The sequence below is a fragment of the Paenibacillus sp. DMB5 genome (assembly GCF_001517085.1).
Classification (GTDB): Bacteria; Bacillota; Bacilli; order Paenibacillales; family Paenibacillaceae; genus Paenibacillus_AQ.
The window spans coordinates 72,998-90,167 of record NZ_LRAC01000125.1; the positions used below are offsets into that span (position 1 = coordinate 72,998).

11 protein-coding genes are annotated in these 17,170 nt (G+C 50.9%); 2 read left to right on the forward strand and 9 right to left on the reverse strand.

Annotated elements, in window-relative coordinates:
* Nucleotides 1-23 precede the first annotated feature (23 nt).
* The 3 genes from AWJ19_RS16710 to AWJ19_RS16720 form a co-directional block, all read right to left on the reverse strand.
* Nucleotides 24-3,608, reverse strand: a complete 3,585-nt coding sequence (locus AWJ19_RS16710) for a glycoside hydrolase family 44 protein (protein ID WP_068725395.1) — start codon at nucleotides 3,606-3,608, stop codon at nucleotides 24-26.
* Nucleotides 3,609-3,772: 164 nt separating this feature from the next.
* The gene (locus tag AWJ19_RS16715; RefSeq protein ID WP_068725397.1) at nucleotides 3,773-4,456 is read right to left on the reverse strand and encodes a helix-turn-helix transcriptional regulator; all 684 of its coding nucleotides are present in this window, start codon (nucleotides 4,454-4,456) and stop codon (nucleotides 3,773-3,775) included.
* Between the two features lie 114 nt (nucleotides 4,457-4,570).
* On the reverse strand, nucleotides 4,571-5,923 hold the full coding sequence (locus tag AWJ19_RS16720; protein WP_082707950.1) for a cytochrome P450: 1,353 nt from the start codon (nucleotides 5,921-5,923) through the stop codon (nucleotides 4,571-4,573).
* Between the two features lie 210 nt (nucleotides 5,924-6,133).
* Between AWJ19_RS16720 and AWJ19_RS16725 the strand changes: the two genes are divergently transcribed.
* Entirely contained in the window at nucleotides 6,134-6,721 is a 588-nt protein-coding gene (locus tag AWJ19_RS16725; RefSeq protein WP_068725399.1) for a response regulator transcription factor, read from the forward strand.
* Here the strand turns inward: AWJ19_RS16725 and AWJ19_RS16730 are convergent.
* Nucleotides 6,708-8,177 carry a HAMP domain-containing sensor histidine kinase gene (locus AWJ19_RS16730; protein ID WP_082707952.1) on the reverse strand — a complete coding sequence of 490 codons (1,470 nt, stop codon included), beginning with the start codon at nucleotides 8,175-8,177 and terminating at the stop codon, nucleotides 6,708-6,710. The two genes, AWJ19_RS16725 and AWJ19_RS16730, sit on opposite strands and share 14 nt — an antisense overlap.
* 217 nt (nucleotides 8,178-8,394) lie before the next feature.
* Here AWJ19_RS16730 and AWJ19_RS16735 point away from each other — a divergent pair, with 217 nt between their 5' ends.
* Nucleotides 8,395-9,981 (forward strand): stalk domain-containing protein, encoded by a 1,587-nt coding sequence (locus AWJ19_RS16735; protein ID WP_082707953.1) that lies wholly within the window; start codon nucleotides 8,395-8,397, stop codon nucleotides 9,979-9,981.
* Nucleotides 9,982-10,402: 421 nt separating this feature from the next.
* Here the strand turns inward: AWJ19_RS16735 and nspC are convergent, their stop codons facing one another.
* From nspC to AWJ19_RS16760, 5 genes are all read right to left on the reverse strand, one after another.
* On the reverse strand, nucleotides 10,403-11,548 hold the full coding sequence (nspC, locus tag AWJ19_RS16740; RefSeq protein ID WP_068725402.1) for a carboxynorspermidine decarboxylase: 1,146 nt from the start codon (nucleotides 11,546-11,548) through the stop codon (nucleotides 10,403-10,405).
* 11 nt (nucleotides 11,549-11,559) lie between these two features.
* Nucleotides 11,560-12,759, reverse strand: a complete 1,200-nt coding sequence (locus AWJ19_RS16745) for a saccharopine dehydrogenase family protein (protein ID WP_068725404.1) — start codon at nucleotides 12,757-12,759, stop codon at nucleotides 11,560-11,562.
* A gap of 614 nt (nucleotides 12,760-13,373) precedes the next feature.
* Entirely contained in the window at nucleotides 13,374-14,417 is a 1,044-nt protein-coding gene (locus tag AWJ19_RS16750; protein WP_068725406.1) for an iron ABC transporter permease, read from the reverse strand.
* The gene (locus AWJ19_RS16755; protein ID WP_068725407.1) at nucleotides 14,414-15,421 is read right to left on the reverse strand and encodes an iron ABC transporter permease; all 1,008 of its coding nucleotides are present in this window, start codon (nucleotides 15,419-15,421) and stop codon (nucleotides 14,414-14,416) included. Before AWJ19_RS16755 ends, AWJ19_RS16750 begins: the two co-directional genes overlap by 4 nt.
* An 88-nt stretch (nucleotides 15,422-15,509) precedes the next feature.
* Nucleotides 15,510-17,165, reverse strand: a complete 1,656-nt coding sequence (locus AWJ19_RS16760; protein WP_068725409.1) for an AraC family transcriptional regulator — start codon at nucleotides 17,163-17,165, stop codon at nucleotides 15,510-15,512.
* Between the last annotated feature and the right edge of the window lie 5 nt (nucleotides 17,166-17,170).

The window sequence follows — 17,170 nt, forward strand, 5'->3', positions numbered from 1 at the left end:
CCCTGAAAAATTTGTACACGGCCTCAGTCTGCAGACAGTACGATATGGGCTACCGTCAGTTTAGGAATAGTCAATGTGAAGGTGTTGCCTTCTATTTGGGAGACCCCGTTTCTTTCGGTAATCTGCGGACTGTTCTCGTCGAATGCCCACACTTTTGCCGATTTGTAAGGGATGGACCCGCCTATGGAAAAGGAAGCTTTCATTTCATAATCAAAGTTTTTGTTCATTACAATCATGTGCAGCTTATTGTCACTGTCTTTGAAAACGGAGCTGTAAATAGAGCTGTTCTCAATGTCATTGGTGTCGGCCTTCACACTTGTATCCCCGAACTTCGAGTTATTGCCGTCATAGTTGTTATAAATTTTGAACCCTGAAGACAGGTAAGGGATTTGGGACAGTCTGGAGGTACCCGCCATATTCCAGTAATTAGCCATGTATAAGCCCTGCTTGCCGAATATACCCAGCACATCTGCCTGTGCAATTCCGCCGGATACATGATGACTGCCGCCGAAGTCGTACTCGGTGATCGCCATTTTCGTTCCCGGATTATAGGTGTTAATCGAATGTTTCATGGACGGAATGATTGGAAGGAACGCACTGAACCAGTCCCCGATCCATGTATCTTCCAGATAACTCGGATCCCACAGTGATCTCGGCGCTTGAACACGCACTTTATGTGTCTCCAGTGAGTGTTTCTCCAGTGCTGTACTCGTGATCCGGGTTCCGCCTCCCATTTCCTCGGAATACCAGTGGATATCGAGCACATCCAGCAGCCGTTTGCCTTCTTTTCTCGATTCTCTCGCCATATTGTCCAGATAATAGTCGAGATACCATCTGTAGTTTCCTTTGATCTCATTCCATTCCGGCTTGTTATCCACCATATAAGCGTCACTGAACCCGTAGGAGACCGGACCGAACATTTCTGCGGATGGATCTACATTTTTAACCGCTTTGGCAAGCTCTAGGGATTTGTTCAGAACCTCGGCACCTTTAGTCATTTCAGGGTGCATGTATTCATGCGTGTGATTCCAGAGTCCCGGCTCGTTATCCATGGAATAGCCTTTGATACCAGTGGGAGAAGAGGCCGGGCCAAACTCATAAACAAGCATATTGACCAGCTCATCGTTATACACCGCATTGTCATTCAAATCCGGGGTTAGGCTGAACGGGCTGCCTTTGGCCGCTTTTACATCCACCCACCTGCTGGAAGGAGCCGTTTCCGCCTGGGTCACTTTTGACCCCTTATCTTTGGCTGCGTAACCCGCCATGGGCAGGGTCCAAAGGGTATATGCGCCCTTCTCCAGTGACTCCTGATGGAAGGCAACCGCAGCACTCCCGGGGATTTCCCATTTCTCACTTTCCGAGACCGGAATTCCTCCGTAATACCACGGAACAAAGGAGTCACTGACGAAACCTCCGTCGCTGCCCGAGTTCGAAGCGTTGTTCTCCCAGTTGTAGGCTGAGAACCGGTTGCCGCCGGCTCTGCGTGCCGTTAGATTCTCGGTACCAGTCAGATCTTCATTTGAACCGTAAATATAAGGACTGATCGGCGATCTTTCCGCGGACGGATCAATCTGGAATTGAACTCCGAAAGGACCGTCAGGAGTACGGAGTGTATTGACTTTGATCCTGTCACTCCAAGGTCCAAGCGTACTTCCGTCTTTGGCCCTGACCCGGTACGTATGGAGCGAAGCCGGTGTTAATCCGCTGTGTGCGTAGACCAGATTAGTCCCCGCTGGTGTAACTGCACCGTCAACCTCAATGTCATAGCCGGTAACCGACTCCTGCATGGCTTTCCAACTGATCGTAATTGAAGTTCCGGTCTTCTCTGCCCTGATGCCTACAGGCTGCGGAAGCTGCTGCTCTCCGGTTGTCTTGACGGTGAACAGCGAGCTCCACAAGCTGGTTGTATCTCCTTTGATGGCCCTGATTTTGAATGTATGCTGTGTTCCCGGCTTCAAAAAATCATAGACAAACTTATGGCCGGATACAGCCGTTATCACTCCATCCGCATAAACTTCATAGCCCTCTGCTCCCGGAACGGTTGACCAGGTTAAGGTAACCGAAGTGTCTTTAGCCTCAGACTCCACCGGATCTGGAAAAGGCGGGATGTTCAGAAGCTCCGGCTCGGTTCCCCATACCCTCACACCTTCCAGATAGACTACCGTTTTGAAACTTTCTGTTTCCGCAGAAGTGTTCAGGAACGAGTAATCATTCAATTGATTGAACGCAGACCAGTCGCTCTTATTCATCCAGCCGCTGAACAGAAGCTCTTCCGCCGGCTTAATCATGCCTGCCTGCTCTGTGAAGCCGATCTCCAGGTAATGCGTGGCCTGCCCGGAGGGAACCGGCATTTTGACAAACCGGGTTATTACGTCAGCAGCCGCGAGCGTTCTCCATTTCACCAGGCTGTAGAATCCCAGGTTAAAGGACTTTTCTTCTTCATTCGTGAAGTCGGCCGTATAGTAGTAACGGATTTTTATATCCTTCAGGCTGATCTCTGTTTTGCTGTTATTCTTGACTTTGATTTTGGGTGTAATCGAGGAGGTGCTTTGTTTGGTTCCTGTTTCAGTCAGAACTTTAAAAGGATGTACCCCGGTTGCGGCCGGAGGGACTTTAACGCTGACTGCTGTACTCCACGGCCCGGTATCAGCGCCCTTTTTTGCCCTGACTCTGTAGGTATGAATGGTATCCGGCTTTAATCCGATATGAGCGCAAGAGGTGCCTGTCACCTCCAGAATTCCACCGCTGTCCACCTCCACCTCATAAGTGGCTGCCTCTGCAACCTTATCCCAGGTTACTGTGACACTGTCAGCTGCCAATACCGCCTTCACATTAGACGGTGCAGGAAGCTGCGGGGCATTAACGGAACTTACAGTGAACTGTGCCGCAGCTGGATTAACCGTGTAGGTTTTAGAACGATCCGGGCTATACACAGCTACCTCTATATGGTAGGTTCCAGTTAAAGCATCTTCCGGTGCTCTCCAGTTCACCGACAATACTACCGGCTGATTAACAGGAAAATTCTTATTGAACACCTGCTGATGGACGGAAACCCCGCTGGAATGAAGAATCCTTACCTCGGCAAGCGCATCCGAATACACATTTGCTGTAACCGTGGCCTCAATCGCCACTTGCTCACCGACGTGGATGACGCCGGGAGCAGCCGATGCTGCTGCCGTGAAGCTGGTTTGCGGCTGGCCCTGTGTGATGGTGATCTTGGCTGCCCCCGGGTACCACTTGCTGTTCCCGCCTTTCCAGCCGGCTCCAAAAATCCCGAAACTGACGATATACTCTCCTGCCGGAAGATTAGCCGGCACATCCCAGACCAGCGGCACAGTCCTCTCTACACCTGCTTCCAGCTTGATATGGTCTACGAACACCTTGCCGACATTCTGCAGTGCTGCATCAAAAAACTCCACATCCAGCAGCACTTCGGTATGTTCTGATGAAGTCACGCTCAGGTTCACGGTTGCTTTCGCCCCTGCTTCAATGGTCGCGGAGGCTGGAGCTGCCGAGGCTTTGAAGCTGGCCGCTGCCATGGCACTCCCTGTAGGTGCCTCAAAGAAGGAAAAGCTGTTTGACAGCAGCAGTAAAACCAAAAACATAACGGTTACATTCCTGCTATGATTCGATAAAAAATGGTTCATGCGTCTTTCTCATCTCCAATTATTCTAATCTTAATAATATGAATTTGCACAAAGCAAAGGCGCGTACAGCCGCCTTCATCCGTCTGTACTCCAGTCACCTTTGATTTATTCTCCCGGCGCAACTACGCTTCCAGATACCTTTTAAGCAGATCGATAAGCTCCATCTCATCGGCAGCCAGCCATTGTTTATCTTCAGCGTAGAGCGTCTTCTGCACTTTAATGATCCCGCTCCGTTTCGCCAGCCGGTTCATCTGGTTCTGCATGAATTTGGAGTTGCAGAGAACGATGACTTGCTCGCAGTAAGGAATGAACCACCGCTGAAGCTCTTCCCATATCTCCGTGACCTCGTGCAGAAAAGCAATAGGCTGGCCCTTGGTCATCATCTTGCTGTTATCAATCAGCAGCTTGACTTGGCCGGGCGTAAGCTGACGGCAGGCCGCTTTTAAATCCAGGCAGATCCGTTTGACCTCATCCGGATGCAGGGCTCCGGTCACTTTCCAGGCCAGCAGATTCTCTTCGATCAGCAGGCTGTAGCTGAACCGTTCTTCGAGCGGTCTTGCCAGCTCCTGCTTGAAAAAGGCGGAATGCACGGAAAACCGTTCATCGTCGAAAAAATAGCTTATATCCACATCCAGCGTATTGCACAGAATTTCGATATTCTTAAGCGACACATTGCGTTCCCCGCGCTCCACGCTGCCTATATAAGTCCGGTCCAGCCCGGACCTGGAAGCCAGCATATCCTGGGACATACTCGAGCGCAGCCTTAATTCTTTCAGCCGGATTCCAAAATCCTGTAAAATATTCATTCACCAGCACCCTTTGACTCTCTTATTTATATTTACATGTTAATCCAGATGCCGGACTGGAGTCGACGGACTATAAGTATCATTGTAAAAAAATTAAAATTTTGTGTATCAGCCTCACCGGCTGTTTACAATGACCTGAATGCCCCGCTTGGGACGCAGGGTCATCAGCGGTTCCATTTCGATCGGAGGATGGGCCGGAGCCAGCTGCAGCCGGTAACGCTGACCGATCATACACATGGCAAACACCATTTCCATCATCGCAAAATGATTTCCGACACAGCCCCGCGGCCCTCCTCCAAATGGAATATAGGCAAACTGCGGAATCTTCTTCAGGAAATCATTCTCGAACCGTTCCGGAATAAAGGATAACGGGTCGGGAAAGTATTCGGGGTTCTGGTGCATGGCATAGGGGCTGAACAGTATGGATTGCCCTTTCTTCACCGTAAAATGTCCAATTTCCACATCCTGTGTAGCCGACCGTCCGGTAAAAAAGGTCGGGGAGCGCAGCCGCATGGCCTCTCTAAGCACATTCTGGGTATAAGTCAGCTGCATATAGGTAGCATCTGTAGGATCACTCCCGCCCAGCACCCGGTCCCATTCCTCGTACAGCTTTTCTTCTACCTCCGGCTGCTGCAGGATATAGGTGAATGCCCAGGAAAGTACGTTAGCCGAGGTCTCATGCCCCGCGATGAACATGATCATCAGCTCATCACGCAGCTCCTGGTCCGTCATGCCCGCCCCGTTCTCATCCTTTGCGGCAAGCAATACGGAGAGCAGATCCCCTGCGCCTTGCCCGGGATTGTCCTTCCGCTGCTGAAGTATGGTATAGACGGCTTGGTCCAGTTCATACAGCGCTTTTTTGTAAGCACGGTTCTTGGCCGTTGAGATGAACAGCGGCACCGGAAACAAAGAACGCATACGCTCGGAGCACATACGGTTAATCAGCTCATATGGCTCACGGATCGAATCGGTATATCCGCCGCCTTCCAGGCTGAACAAGGTTTTTGCAATAACCGCAAAGGTAATGTTCGAGACATCCTCCGTCAGAATGCGGCGTTCTCCCGGCATCCAGCGGTCCAGCTCATTTCGCACCGTTTGCACCATTTGCTCTGCATAGGTCTGAATATGGGCTCTCGTAAAATGCGGCTGTATCAGCTTTCTTACCCGTTTGTGCTTGGCTCCTGTACTGGTAGCAACCCCGTCCCCGACAAAAAGCCGTGCCTCTTTAAAAGCCTTAAGTTTAATAAAATGCTCATGCTTAGTCAGCAGAACCTCTTTTAGAAGGTCCGGATCATAGATAACGTACATTTTCTGAGGACCGAACCGGATTTGCGCCACACCTCCGTATTCTTTTTGCAGGTCTGTCAGAAATCCCGTAGGATCCTGCCGGTATTCCATCAAATTCCCGCTCAGCCAGGAGCCCTTGGGTCCCTGCGGGGCATACATTTTTTCCGCCTCAGCTTTCATGTTGTGGTCACTCCGTTTCCTCTCTGTATTCCGGCGCACAGCCGCCGTTTACAGTCCATAGCTTATAGCGCTGCATAAGGATTGGGGAGGATGAACTTTTTTCACCCCCCCCTGTAATCACGAGGGTGAAAAAAAATCACCCTACCAGCCCGGGAGATTCCTTTGTTATACTATTGCTAACCTGTAGATATAGTGATGGAGGGTATTCCAATGGATCGTATACGTGTCATGTTAGTGGAGGATGATCCCTTTTGGCAGCACAATATAAGCGCTGATCTGGCGGAGGAGCCGGATATTGAGGTTGTTGCTGTCGCCGGCACGAAAGAAGAAGCGGTTGAAGCGGCCTTTACCCATTCTCTGGATATTATATTGATGGACATTAATCTGACCGGCAACAATCTGGATGGTCTGGAAGCCGCCAAAGAGATATTATCCAGGCTCTATGAGCAGGGAGTCAAAGTGATCATGCTTACCTCACTTACCGAGAAGGAGATCATTATGAAATCCTTCCAATACGGTGCGCTCAATTACATCACCAAGCTAAGCTATAAAGATATCGTGCGCGCCATCAGGGAAGCCTACGAGGACCGTTCGACGATCCACGCAGATGCCGCCCGTGTTATGCGCAGTGAGATCCAGCTGATGGAGCTGTCCCCTATGGAGCGTGAGGTTTTTGACCTGAGAAAAGAGGGCCTCAGCAAACAGCAAATTTCAGATAAGCTTCATAAATCAACCAACACCATCAAATCCCAGCTGAAGAGCATCAAGAATAAGCTCACTTATTTCAGAAGCGATTGACAGTTTTAGTCATAGGCGTTGATGAAGCGAACATGCTCCGCTCCGGCGGTGCTATATAACGCTGTATCGGAAAATGCAGCATTACCGTTGTCCCGTTACCCGGTTCTGCACTTTCAATAGTAAGCCTGCCTCCATGTTTGCGCATGACCGACACGCAATAAGGTAATCCGAGACCATGATTATGGGCATTTTTTTTAGTCGTATAAAAGGGTTCAAAGATCTTTCTCAGCTGATCCTTGGGTATGCCGCTCCCGTTATCAGTAACCTCAATCAGTAAATAGCGTTTGGACCTCACTGTACGCAATGAAATTATACCGCCTTTGCCTTCCATCGCATCGACAGCATTCTGAATGAGGTTCGACAGTGTCTCTTTGATATGCAGGGTATCGCAGATGAGCTCCCCGTCCTGCTCCTGCTGAATAGTTACCTGAACTGAACGGCTCTCCAGAAGCGGCTGCATCGGCTGCAGGACCGCTGTGAACAGTTCATTAATGCCCATTTGTGTTTCACTGAGCACAATATCATCGGCCTTATCCTTTATTCTCCCTACCATATCCAGCAGGTGTGCCGTCACATGATGAATCTGTTCAAGCGACTGAAGAGACTTGTCTGACTGGCCGCTCTGGATATAACCTTCCGTCTTTTCGGTTAAGTAATTGATTTTTTGAATTTCGTTCTTGATGGAATGGTTAAGAATGGAGACCCCCATCGTCAGCGCCCGCATGGACAGGTCCATTCTTTCACGTTCAATCCTAAGCTTAATACCCATGAAGCCGTTCTTCACCAGATAAAATATAATGACACCCAGAAGACCGAGTACCACGACAACATTGTACTTCCATGCCCCGTTACTCTCCAGTTCAAAGCTCCACTCCCCCATCGTCAGGGAACGGAATCCTACAAAATCAGTTACAAACGCAAATAATGTGCCGAGTGTAAAAGTTACGCCGACCCTTTTCTTACTCTTCTTGGAGTAGAATTCTTTTTCACGTGTGAAGGCTATTCCATAGAATACAAAGCTAAGCAGGAAATATAACCCTGCCCACAGGCGGAAATGGCTGATCTCAAAGCTGGCCCATGGTTCATACAGCAGATGATGGAGCAGCACAAGAAGGGCCGGTATGAAAAGGGCTATGGATAGCCAAACCCTGTTCCTGATTGAGCTTATCGCACCCAGCCATAAAGCCCCCATACAAGCTGCATAAGGAAATAGATAGAAATAGATCGTCATGGCCGCAACACTCATTTGATAGATCACGGTGCTTAATTCCGGCGGTAGAATGTACCTGGGAAGAATAAACGGCATAATGGTCAGGTGAATGGAAAAAGCAAAACTGGCCATTCCCCCGGTCACCAGCGTCAAACCCACCCATAGATTGGATTTACGATTGTAGATGAGGAATACTCCTCCTACAGTCCATAATGATAAGAACATAACAATATAAAATAGATTCAAGCCGAACCCTCCGCACTCAATCTGTAAATTTATGTATAATAAACTTCTTATATCTTACCATATGACGTGCAATTGGTATATTTTGTTGCAAAGAAGATGATACGGGTTAGGGCGGTCAGAAGCAACTTTTAAGTTTTGTGTGCGTCTAATTCTAGAAGAATTAGTTTCATTTATTTACCTATATAAGAAAAATACGTTAAGGTTGGGGGTATCCACAATGAAAAAATGGTCAAAGCTTCTGGGCCTGATCGTAGGACTGGCTGCTTCTGTAAGTGTATCCGGTGCAGGACCCGGAACAGCTGCCGCAGATGCCCGCACAGCAGACACAGCCTCTGCCATCTCAAGCATTGCCTCCTATGGAAGTACTCATCTGATCAAAAAAGACGGCAGCCTCTGGGTCTGGGGCGACAGCCGCTCGGTGCCTACACGTGTACCGGGACTTGCGGAGGTTAAATCCTCCTTCACCCTGGCTGGAGGCGGAGGGCTAGCTGTTAAGCAGGATCACTCCGTCTGGCAATGGCAGACCAACACCAAGACCTTAGCCATTGAAACGCTGCCGGTGGCAGAATTGACGAATCTGACCGGTCTTTCCATGGTACAGGGTACGTATCTGGCTGTAGACGCAGAGGGTGAGGTTTATAAGGCAGCGTTACCGAACGACGGTGCTACACAGGTCTCCTTCTCCCCTGTTGCCGGAATAGACGGAGTAACTGCCGCCGGGGGTTATTTTGAGGATAATGAGCAAGGCTCCTGGACAAGATTCCTGTTCCTGAAGCAGGACGGGACGGTCTGGACCTCAACCGATCAGCTGGCATCCTTCCAGTCTGTCCGGAAGCTGAGCGGCATCATCCGGCTGGAAAATAACTTTGCGCTTGCCGGAGACGGCACGGTCTGGACCTGGCCCGTCGAGTCGGTTTATAATCCGGTTGCCGCCAGCGGTGTGATGAATCCGGCACCTGTAACCGGACTGAAGGATATCCGTATTCTTCACGACAACGGGCGCAGCACACTTGCTATCGACAATAGCGCTAACCTCTGGTTCCGGGGAATGACGATTACCGGCAGCTCCGACGGCACCACCTTTCATGAGCAAACGATACCGCTGCGCTTCACCGGAATCAAAAATGTAACGGACGCCTATATTATGGAACGTTCTATCGTTGCCCTGACAGCTGACGGCAAAGTATACACGACCTCTATCGGGGAAGAGACCATCACAGCAGATGCTGTATTCAAATTACTGACATCCAACATCACCTCCATGCAGGACGGCGGACGCCACATTATCATGCAAAAGAGTGACGGCACCCTCTGGGGCTGGGGCGTCAACAAAAACGCTCAGCTCGGCTACGCCAACTATGATTTCGATTTCGATCAGCCTGTGCCTATGCAGAAGCCGATCTCTGTAACGCTGAACGGGGAGCCGGTTAATCTGACAAATGGTGTAATTACCCGCAGCGGCCAGAACTTCGTTCCCTTGCGGTCTTTATTTGATAAGCTGGGAGCCATCGTTGCCTATAAAGAGAACCATACGACGACTCCCACCAGTAACGGCGGCACAGCTTCCAAGGTTGAGAAAATAGTAACCATCACCCGAACCGCCGTAAGTAAACCGTCTCTCTCTATCTCTATTAATACCGTTAGCGGGGAGACAACGGTCAACGGTACTACAGTCACCCTCGCCACACCGCCCTTCATTGTGAACGGTACAATCTATCTCCCGCTGCGCTTTATCAGCGAGCAGCTCGGCGCCACCGTCAGCTGGCTGCCGCAGCAGGAGGAAATTGCGATTACAATGAAATGATGCAGTCTTGCTATGATGTAGCTATGGTGCAGCTAAAGTGCATCTAAACAAAAGTGTCTCCATTCAAAACAGCCCCGTGTCCCGCCTAATAGGCGGTGATGCGGGGCTGTTTTTTCATCCTTTTTGAAAAAGTGCTTCAAGGGGGTGATATAACTGCACTTTCTGCAACTATTCGGAGCGGAAAGAGGCGGTTTTTCATTTTAACTGCAGTCTGTGCAATTAAAATCCCCCATTTTGCCTATTAGAGCCAAAATAGCCGCTTTTAGTTGTATAAAGTGCAGCTAAAGCCGTGGTAACAGCGAAAATGAGCATAATAAGTGTACAAAGTGCAGCTATCCACTATCTACTATCCACGAGAAATCAAAAAAGCGCCCTGCAAGCCAACCACAGCCAGCTTACAGGGCACTCTATTATAAAAGAATTAAGACAAACGGCCGCTGAAGTCGCTGTATTCAAACTCGCGGATGATCTTCAGGCCTTCTTCGTCATTGTAAGAAGCAATGGCCGGCAGGTTCACGCCGTTGAACATATGGTTCTTGACCATGGAATAAATCGCCATGTCGAGGAAGACCAGCTTGTCGCCGTATTTGAGCGGTTCCGGGAAGGAATAATCCCCGATAATATCACCCGCCAGGCAGGTCATGCCGCCGAGTCTGTACGTGTACGGATATTCTCCAGGCTGCCCGGAGCCGATGATGTTCGGCCGGTAAGGCATCGCGAGCACATCAGGCATATGGCATTCAGCCGAAGTGTCGAGAATGGCAATATCCATGCCATTGTGCATCGTATCAAGCACAGTTGCTACCAGATATCCGGTGTTCAGCGCTACCGCTTCGCCCGGCTCCAGATAGATCTGTACGTTATAGGTTTCTTTCATATGCAGGATACACTTGATCAGTGTCTCCAGGTCATAATCGTCACGGGTAATATGATGGCCGCCTCCGAAGTTGAGCCATTTCATCCCGTGCAGATACTGCCCGAACTTCTCCTCTACAACCTTGAGCGTACGCTCCAGTGTATCGGAGTTCTGCTCACACATCGTATGGAAGTGCAGCCCTTCAATGCCGTCAAGCTCTTCCGGACGGAAGTTCGGCAGGGTTACGCCCATACGGGAGTAGTTGTAGCAAGGATCATAGAGCGGCACTTCAATCTCGGAGTATTCCGGATTTACACGGATTCCGCAGCTGATTGGCTTGCCGGCATTCTGCACGCGGTCCTTGAACCGGTTCCACTGGTCAAACGAGTTGAACACTATGTGGTCGGTATAGCCAAGCAGCTCATCGAATTCACGTTCCATGTAGGCCGGCGCATAGACATGCACTTCCTTGCCCATCTCCTCGAAGCCCAGACGGGCCTCGAACAGGGAGCTGGAAGTGACGCCATGCAGGTACTTGCCGACAAGCGGATACAGAGCGTGCATGGAGAATCCTTTTTGCGCCAGAAGAATCTTGGCACCGGTGCGCTCCTGCACGTAATTCAGGGTCTCCAGGTTCTTCTTGAGCAGCCGCTCATCGACAAGATAGGCAGGTGACGGCAGCGAGCTGATGTCGATATCGATTTCTTTCATTGCCTTACGCCCTAGTCCAGCAGCGTTGGCGAGAAGTCTTCTTGCCAAGGCAGCCCGTGTTTGTTAAGTGCATCCATGAACGGATCCGGATCGAACTCTTCGATGTTGTGTACGCCCGGCTTGTTCCAGATACCCTTGATAATCATCATAGCCCCGATCATGGCAGGAACGCCGGTTGTGTAGGAAATGGCCTGGGAGCCCACTTCTCTGTAGCATTCTTCGTGATCGCAGACATTGTAGACATAATAGGTTTTCGGCTGGCCGTCCTTAGTACCCTGAATGATACAGCCAATGTTGGTTTTACCCTTGGTTCTTGGTCCCAGGGAAGCCGGGTCAGGCAGGATTGCCTTCAGGAACTGCAAAGGAATAATCTCTTTGCCTTCATACATAATCGGCTCGATCGAAGTCATGCCGACATTCTCCAGCACCTTCAGGTGAGTCAGGTAGTTCTGCGAGAAGGTCATCCAGAAGCGGATTTTCTTCACGCCTTTAATATTCTTGGCCAGGGATTCCAGCTCTTCATGATACAGCAGGTAAATATCCTTAGGGCCGATCTCCGGGAGATCGTAGACTTTCTTCTCGGACAGCGGAGCCGTTTCAATCCACTCGCCGTTCTCAAAGTAGCGTCCGTTAGCGGTAATTTCGCGGATATTGATTTCAGGATTGAAGTTGGTAGCAAACGGGTAACCGTGGTCGCCGGCGTTCGCATCAACGATATCAATCGTGTGAATTTCATCAAAGTAATGTTTTTGCGCATAAGCGGTGAACACACCGGTTACGCCCGGGTCAAAGCCGCTGCCGAGCAGCGCCGTAATTCCGGCCTTCTCAAATCTTTCCTTGTACGCCCACTGCCAGGAATACTCAAATTTCGCAGTATCCTGCGGTTCGTAGTTAGCTGTATCTACATAATGCACTCCGGTAGCCAGGCAAGCATCCATGATCGTCAGATCCTGGTATGGGAGAGCCACATTAATCACGACATCCGGCTGGAAGCTCTTGATCAGTTCAATAACTTCTTCCGTGTTGTCCGCATCAAGCTGAGCCGTAGAAATCTTCGTCTGGCCGCCATCCAGTTTCTCCTTAAGAGCATCACATTTCGACACCGTACGGCTGGCAATACAGATTTCTTCGAATACATCCGGGTTCTGGCAGCATTTATGAACAACAACGCTTGCTACACCGCCAGCGCCAATAATTAACGCTTTTCCCACAATTAATAACCCCCTAAATTTGCTTAAGTTATTAGTTATTAGCCTTGCTGCTCTGGATTCGTTTCGTTGTCAGTCGTTTCGTTTCATCAAGCTTGGGCAGGCTACATCCTATGAAAAATCAACAAGGCTGATTATACATAAAGCACAGCAATAAATCAATAAAAAACGACAAAAATTGATGCATAGTCTGTAAAATCTTGCGATTATCCTGTTAATACTCCTGAACGCATGTAAATACACGCTCATGCTTCATTTTTCTAAGATTTATAAACATATCCTGTCAAAAGAAGCAGCTCATCCGAACATCATATCCGGCAAGAAGGACAACTAGGCTATTGTATCACAGCAGCGCCTTTCTTCATACGAATTTATTTTACAACCAAACAGCAAGCTCACCTCCGGCTTCAGGCGCATCAATTAACCTTACCCGTTTTGGTTTGTCTGCTAACTGCTTCAAGTCCGCCCTTCGCGCCATTTCGCCGTTATCTGCATTATTCTGCAATAGTAGTATGTGTAACAGCAGGAATCCAATACCTTCTTAACGGCTTCTGCTATATTTAAAAAAAAGAGCCCCGGCGCGCTGAAGCTCAGCGTCCTGGACTCTGCTTGTAATCTTATTTCACACGTGCCTTGAACAGCAGCAGGATGAAATAAGGTACGCCTATAATAGAGATAACGATTCCAACCGGCAGCTGCGACGGTGCAAATACGGTTTTGCCGATGAAATCGGCCAGCACCACCATCAGCATTCCGATCATGCCGCATAAAGGAACAATGTACCGGTAAGTATTGCCGATCAGGCGTCTTGCGATATGCGGGGCAATCAGCCCGACAAAGCCGATGCTGCCTGATACAGAGACACAGGCACTGACCAGCCCGACGCAACAGAGCAGCAGGATCTGTCTTTCACGGCCGGCTGCAACACCCAATCCCTTAACACTTACTTCGTGAAGCTGCATCAGGTCAAGCACTCTCCCCCTCCGCCAGATGATTGGCGTCAGGATAATCAGCCATGGCAGCGTGGACAGAATCTGCCGCCAGTTCGCATTATTGAGGCTTCCGGCCAGCCAGACGGTGGCCATCTCGAAATTTTGCGGGTCCATCTTGAGCGAGATGTACAGTGTAACCGCCCCGAAGCCCGAGGCCAGTGCAATCCCGACCAGAATCAGCTGCTGCGGATGGAACTCGCCGTGCTGCCTCGCGAACAGGAACAGCAGCACAACCGCGACCAGTCCGCCGATGAAGCCGAACATCGGCATAGACATGATCGACAGCCAGGCAGGGGCCTGCATAGTGCCTGCAGTAAAGAACATAAACAATACCACGAATGCTCCGGCGGCGGCGTGAATACCCAGAATACCCGGATCCGCCAGCGTATTGCGGGAGATTCCCTGAAGGACGGTACCGGCGATGCCGAGCCCGAAGCCGACGAGCGCACCGAGCACGATGCGCGGCAGGCGGAATTCAAAGATCACAAGATCATAATCCTCTACAGGATTAATCCGCAGCAGCGTGCGGAACACATCTTTAACGGTAAGATCAAACGTCCCGTTGGTCAGACTGACATATATTCCGGCCAGCGTCAGCAGGCTGAGCACAAGGAACAGCGGCCAAAATCTCCGCTGCTTGGACTTCGGTGCAAGAGAAGGCTTAGTCATGTCTGGCTGCCCCCTCTCGTCTTCACAAGATACAGGAAGAACGGTACCCCGAATAGTGCTGTGACCACGCCGACCGGTGTTTCGAACGGATAATTAATGAACCGGCTGATCAGGTCGCATGCCGCCAGGAACAGTGCCCCGAAAAACGCGGCAAACGGAACGATTTTGCGGTAATCCTGCCCGATTAGCAGCCGCGTAATGTGCGGGATAATCAGGCCGACAAAGGCGATTTTGCCGGCAATGGCCACCGAGATGCCTGTCAGAAGGACAACACTCAGCATCGTCAGACCCTTGACTGCTGTCACCTTGAGCCCCAGCCCTGCGGCTGTTTCTTCACCAAGCGACAGCATGGTAACGGGCCGGGACATGAGCATGCCCAGCGTCAGCCCTACAACCGCAAACGGAATAGCGAGCTTGATCACCGCCGGGTCCATCATATGCAGCCTTGCGTTATACCAGAAGCTGATATCCTGCGACACCTGAAAATAAACCGACAGCGCCTGGGACACACCGCCAAGGAAGGTACCGATGATTGTGCCGAGGACGGCCATAGTCAGCGGAGAAGCACCGCCGGGTACCAGCCTGGATATTCCGAACACGAGCGCAGCGCCCAGTGCAGAACCGGCCAGCGAATACAGAATCATCGTCATGGATGACGTGCCCGGCAGAAACACCATACACAGGGTAATCGCGAAGACGGAGCCGTCGCTGACCCCCATAATAGCAGGTGAGGCCAGATAATTCCGGGTCATCCCCTGCATGAGGGCCCCTGATACCGCCAGGAAGGCGCCGATCAGCAGTGCTCCGGCAACTCTGGGGATTCGTGAAGTAAGGATAATCTGGTGGTCAATATTATCCGGGTCGAAATGCACCAGTGCATTCCATACCGTTATGTAGCTTATGTCTTTGGAACCGTAGAGCACTGATAACACACTGACAATAACAATTAGGACAACCCCCAGCACCAGCAGGAAGGCTGCTTTCAATCCGGCCGCTCGTTTCATCTCATCCCACTCTTTTAACATTCTCAAATATGATAATGATTATCATTACCGATTATAGCGGGACGCCAGCCGGTGCTCCATGGACAAATTACGGAACATGTATGGACGATTGGCCAAGGAACAGCTGCCTGGTTTCCCTGATCATCCGCAGCTGGGCATAAGCAGACTGTTCACGCCAGGGATCGGAGGCCAGAAAATGCACCCGGTGACGCTGCACAGCCGCGATCTTCAGCCACTGCGGATCATTTTGCAGCCGGCTCCATTCATTCAGCGTGTCACTCTCCCTGCGGATCAGCATCAGCAGATGGTCGGCACCGATCGCTGCAATCTCCTGCGGAGTCACCGGAATATTGTAGATTTCCCCTCCGGCTTCATAAGCAGGCTTCAGCTGCAGCTCCCGGTAGATCATGCTGGCCATGCTGCGGCTGCAATGCAGGTACAGCTTATTATGCAGCATCCGGATAACCACCACCGATTCACTGCCGATCTGCGCATGCAGCTGTTCCCTGACCTGCCCCGCCTCCCAGTCGAAGGCGGCCAGCCATTGCTCTGCCTGCCAGGATTCCCCCAGCAGCTCTGCCAGCTCCAGAAAGGGGCTGCGCCAGTCAGCCGGCTCGGATGACAGATAATGGACCGGTGCAAGCTGCTCAAGCGCCGCCTTCTCCTCCGCCTGCAGCGAATCCTCAGCCAGAATGAGATCGGCGGAAACCTGCCGCAGCACCTCCAGATTGGCCTGCCAGTCCTGGTTGCTGCGGTACGCGCTGATATGTACGGGAATTTCATTGCGGTAGTTCCGGTAATAATACTCCGTCCACTTGGGATGAAGTGCCGCCGCATACGGCATCAGATTCAATGGAAGCAGCTGCCCCAGCAGCGAGGAGGAGTAGGCTACCAGCTTGCGGCGGCGGCTCTTCATGTAGACTGCCGGAGGCACTCCGATCATCTTTTTGAACTTGCGGCTGAAGTAGAATTCGTCAGCGTACCCGACCTGATGGGCGATTTCCCTCAGCTTGGCGCCGCTCTCCGCCATCAGGCGTTTGGCCTGCTGGAGCCTCAGCTCGGTGGCATAATCCAGGGCGCTTTTGCCGTATTTCCTTTTAAAAAGATCGTTGAAATATTTGGGGCTGAATTCGGCAGCCTGGGCCAGTGACTGTGAGGTCAAATCCCGGGTGAAATGCTCTTCTATGTATTTCTTTGCTTGCTCCAGCGCATAATTCGTATCCCTGGGACGCTGCCGGCCGCTTACACGGATACTGTAGAGCAGCTCCTGAAAAGCAATCTGCGCCCGGAAGCTGACCTTGCGCTGCTCCATTTCCTCCTTCTGCGCCAGCTCATTGCATACTGTCAATATAAACGGCATCGGAATCTGTGCCAGCAGGCTGGTCTGCGGAAGCAGCTGCGCATCCTTGAGGAGACGGCTTCCCTCGTCCGCTGCACCGTACTGATAGACGTTAAAATAAAACACATACATCTCCAGACTCCCTGACTGCTCCACAGCTCCGAAGGTCTGCCCTGGAAGACAAAGACTGACCGAGCCTGCTGTTAGCTCCAGCAGCCCGGTGTCCGCCAGCAGCTGCACCGTACCGCCGGTTACTATAATCAGTGCATAGGATAAGACAAGCTGCTGGGGCAAATGCACCTCGTCGCTCCCCTTCAGCACTTGAACCGACAACAGCCGGAAGGCCAGCCCGTCCCAGTCAGCCGGCTGACCCGCCTGCTCAATCATCATCTTCTCTTGTATCATCGACG

What these genes read in the sequence shown, in the direction of transcription:
- AWJ19_RS16710 (WP_068725395.1), bottom strand. Translation starts at nt 3,608, where the DNA reads ATGTTTTTGGTTTTACTGCTGCTGTCAAACAGCTTTTCCTTCTTTGAG.
- AWJ19_RS16715 (WP_068725397.1), bottom strand. Translation starts at nt 4,456, where the DNA reads ATGAATATTTTACAGGATTTTGGAATCCGGCTGAAAGAATTAAGGCTG.
- AWJ19_RS16720 (WP_082707950.1), bottom strand. Translation starts at nt 5,923, where the DNA reads ATGAAAGCTGAGGCGGAAAAAATGTATGCCCCGCAGGGACCCAAGGGC.
- AWJ19_RS16725 (WP_068725399.1), top strand. Translation starts at nt 6,134, where the DNA reads ATGGATCGTATACGTGTCATGTTAGTGGAGGATGATCCCTTTTGGCAG.
- AWJ19_RS16735 (WP_082707953.1), top strand. Translation starts at nt 8,395, where the DNA reads ATGAAAAAATGGTCAAAGCTTCTGGGCCTGATCGTAGGACTGGCTGCT.
- nspC (WP_068725402.1), bottom strand. Translation starts at nt 11,548, where the DNA reads ATGAAAGAAATCGATATCGACATCAGCTCGCTGCCGTCACCTGCCTAT.
- AWJ19_RS16750 (WP_068725406.1), bottom strand. Translation starts at nt 14,417, where the DNA reads ATGACTAAGCCTTCTCTTGCACCGAAGTCCAAGCAGCGGAGATTTTGG.
- AWJ19_RS16755 (WP_068725407.1), bottom strand. Translation starts at nt 15,421, where the DNA reads ATGAAACGAGCGGCCGGATTGAAAGCAGCCTTCCTGCTGGTGCTGGGG.
- AWJ19_RS16760 (WP_068725409.1), bottom strand. Translation starts at nt 17,165, where the DNA reads ATGATACAAGAGAAGATGATGATTGAGCAGGCGGGTCAGCCGGCTGAC.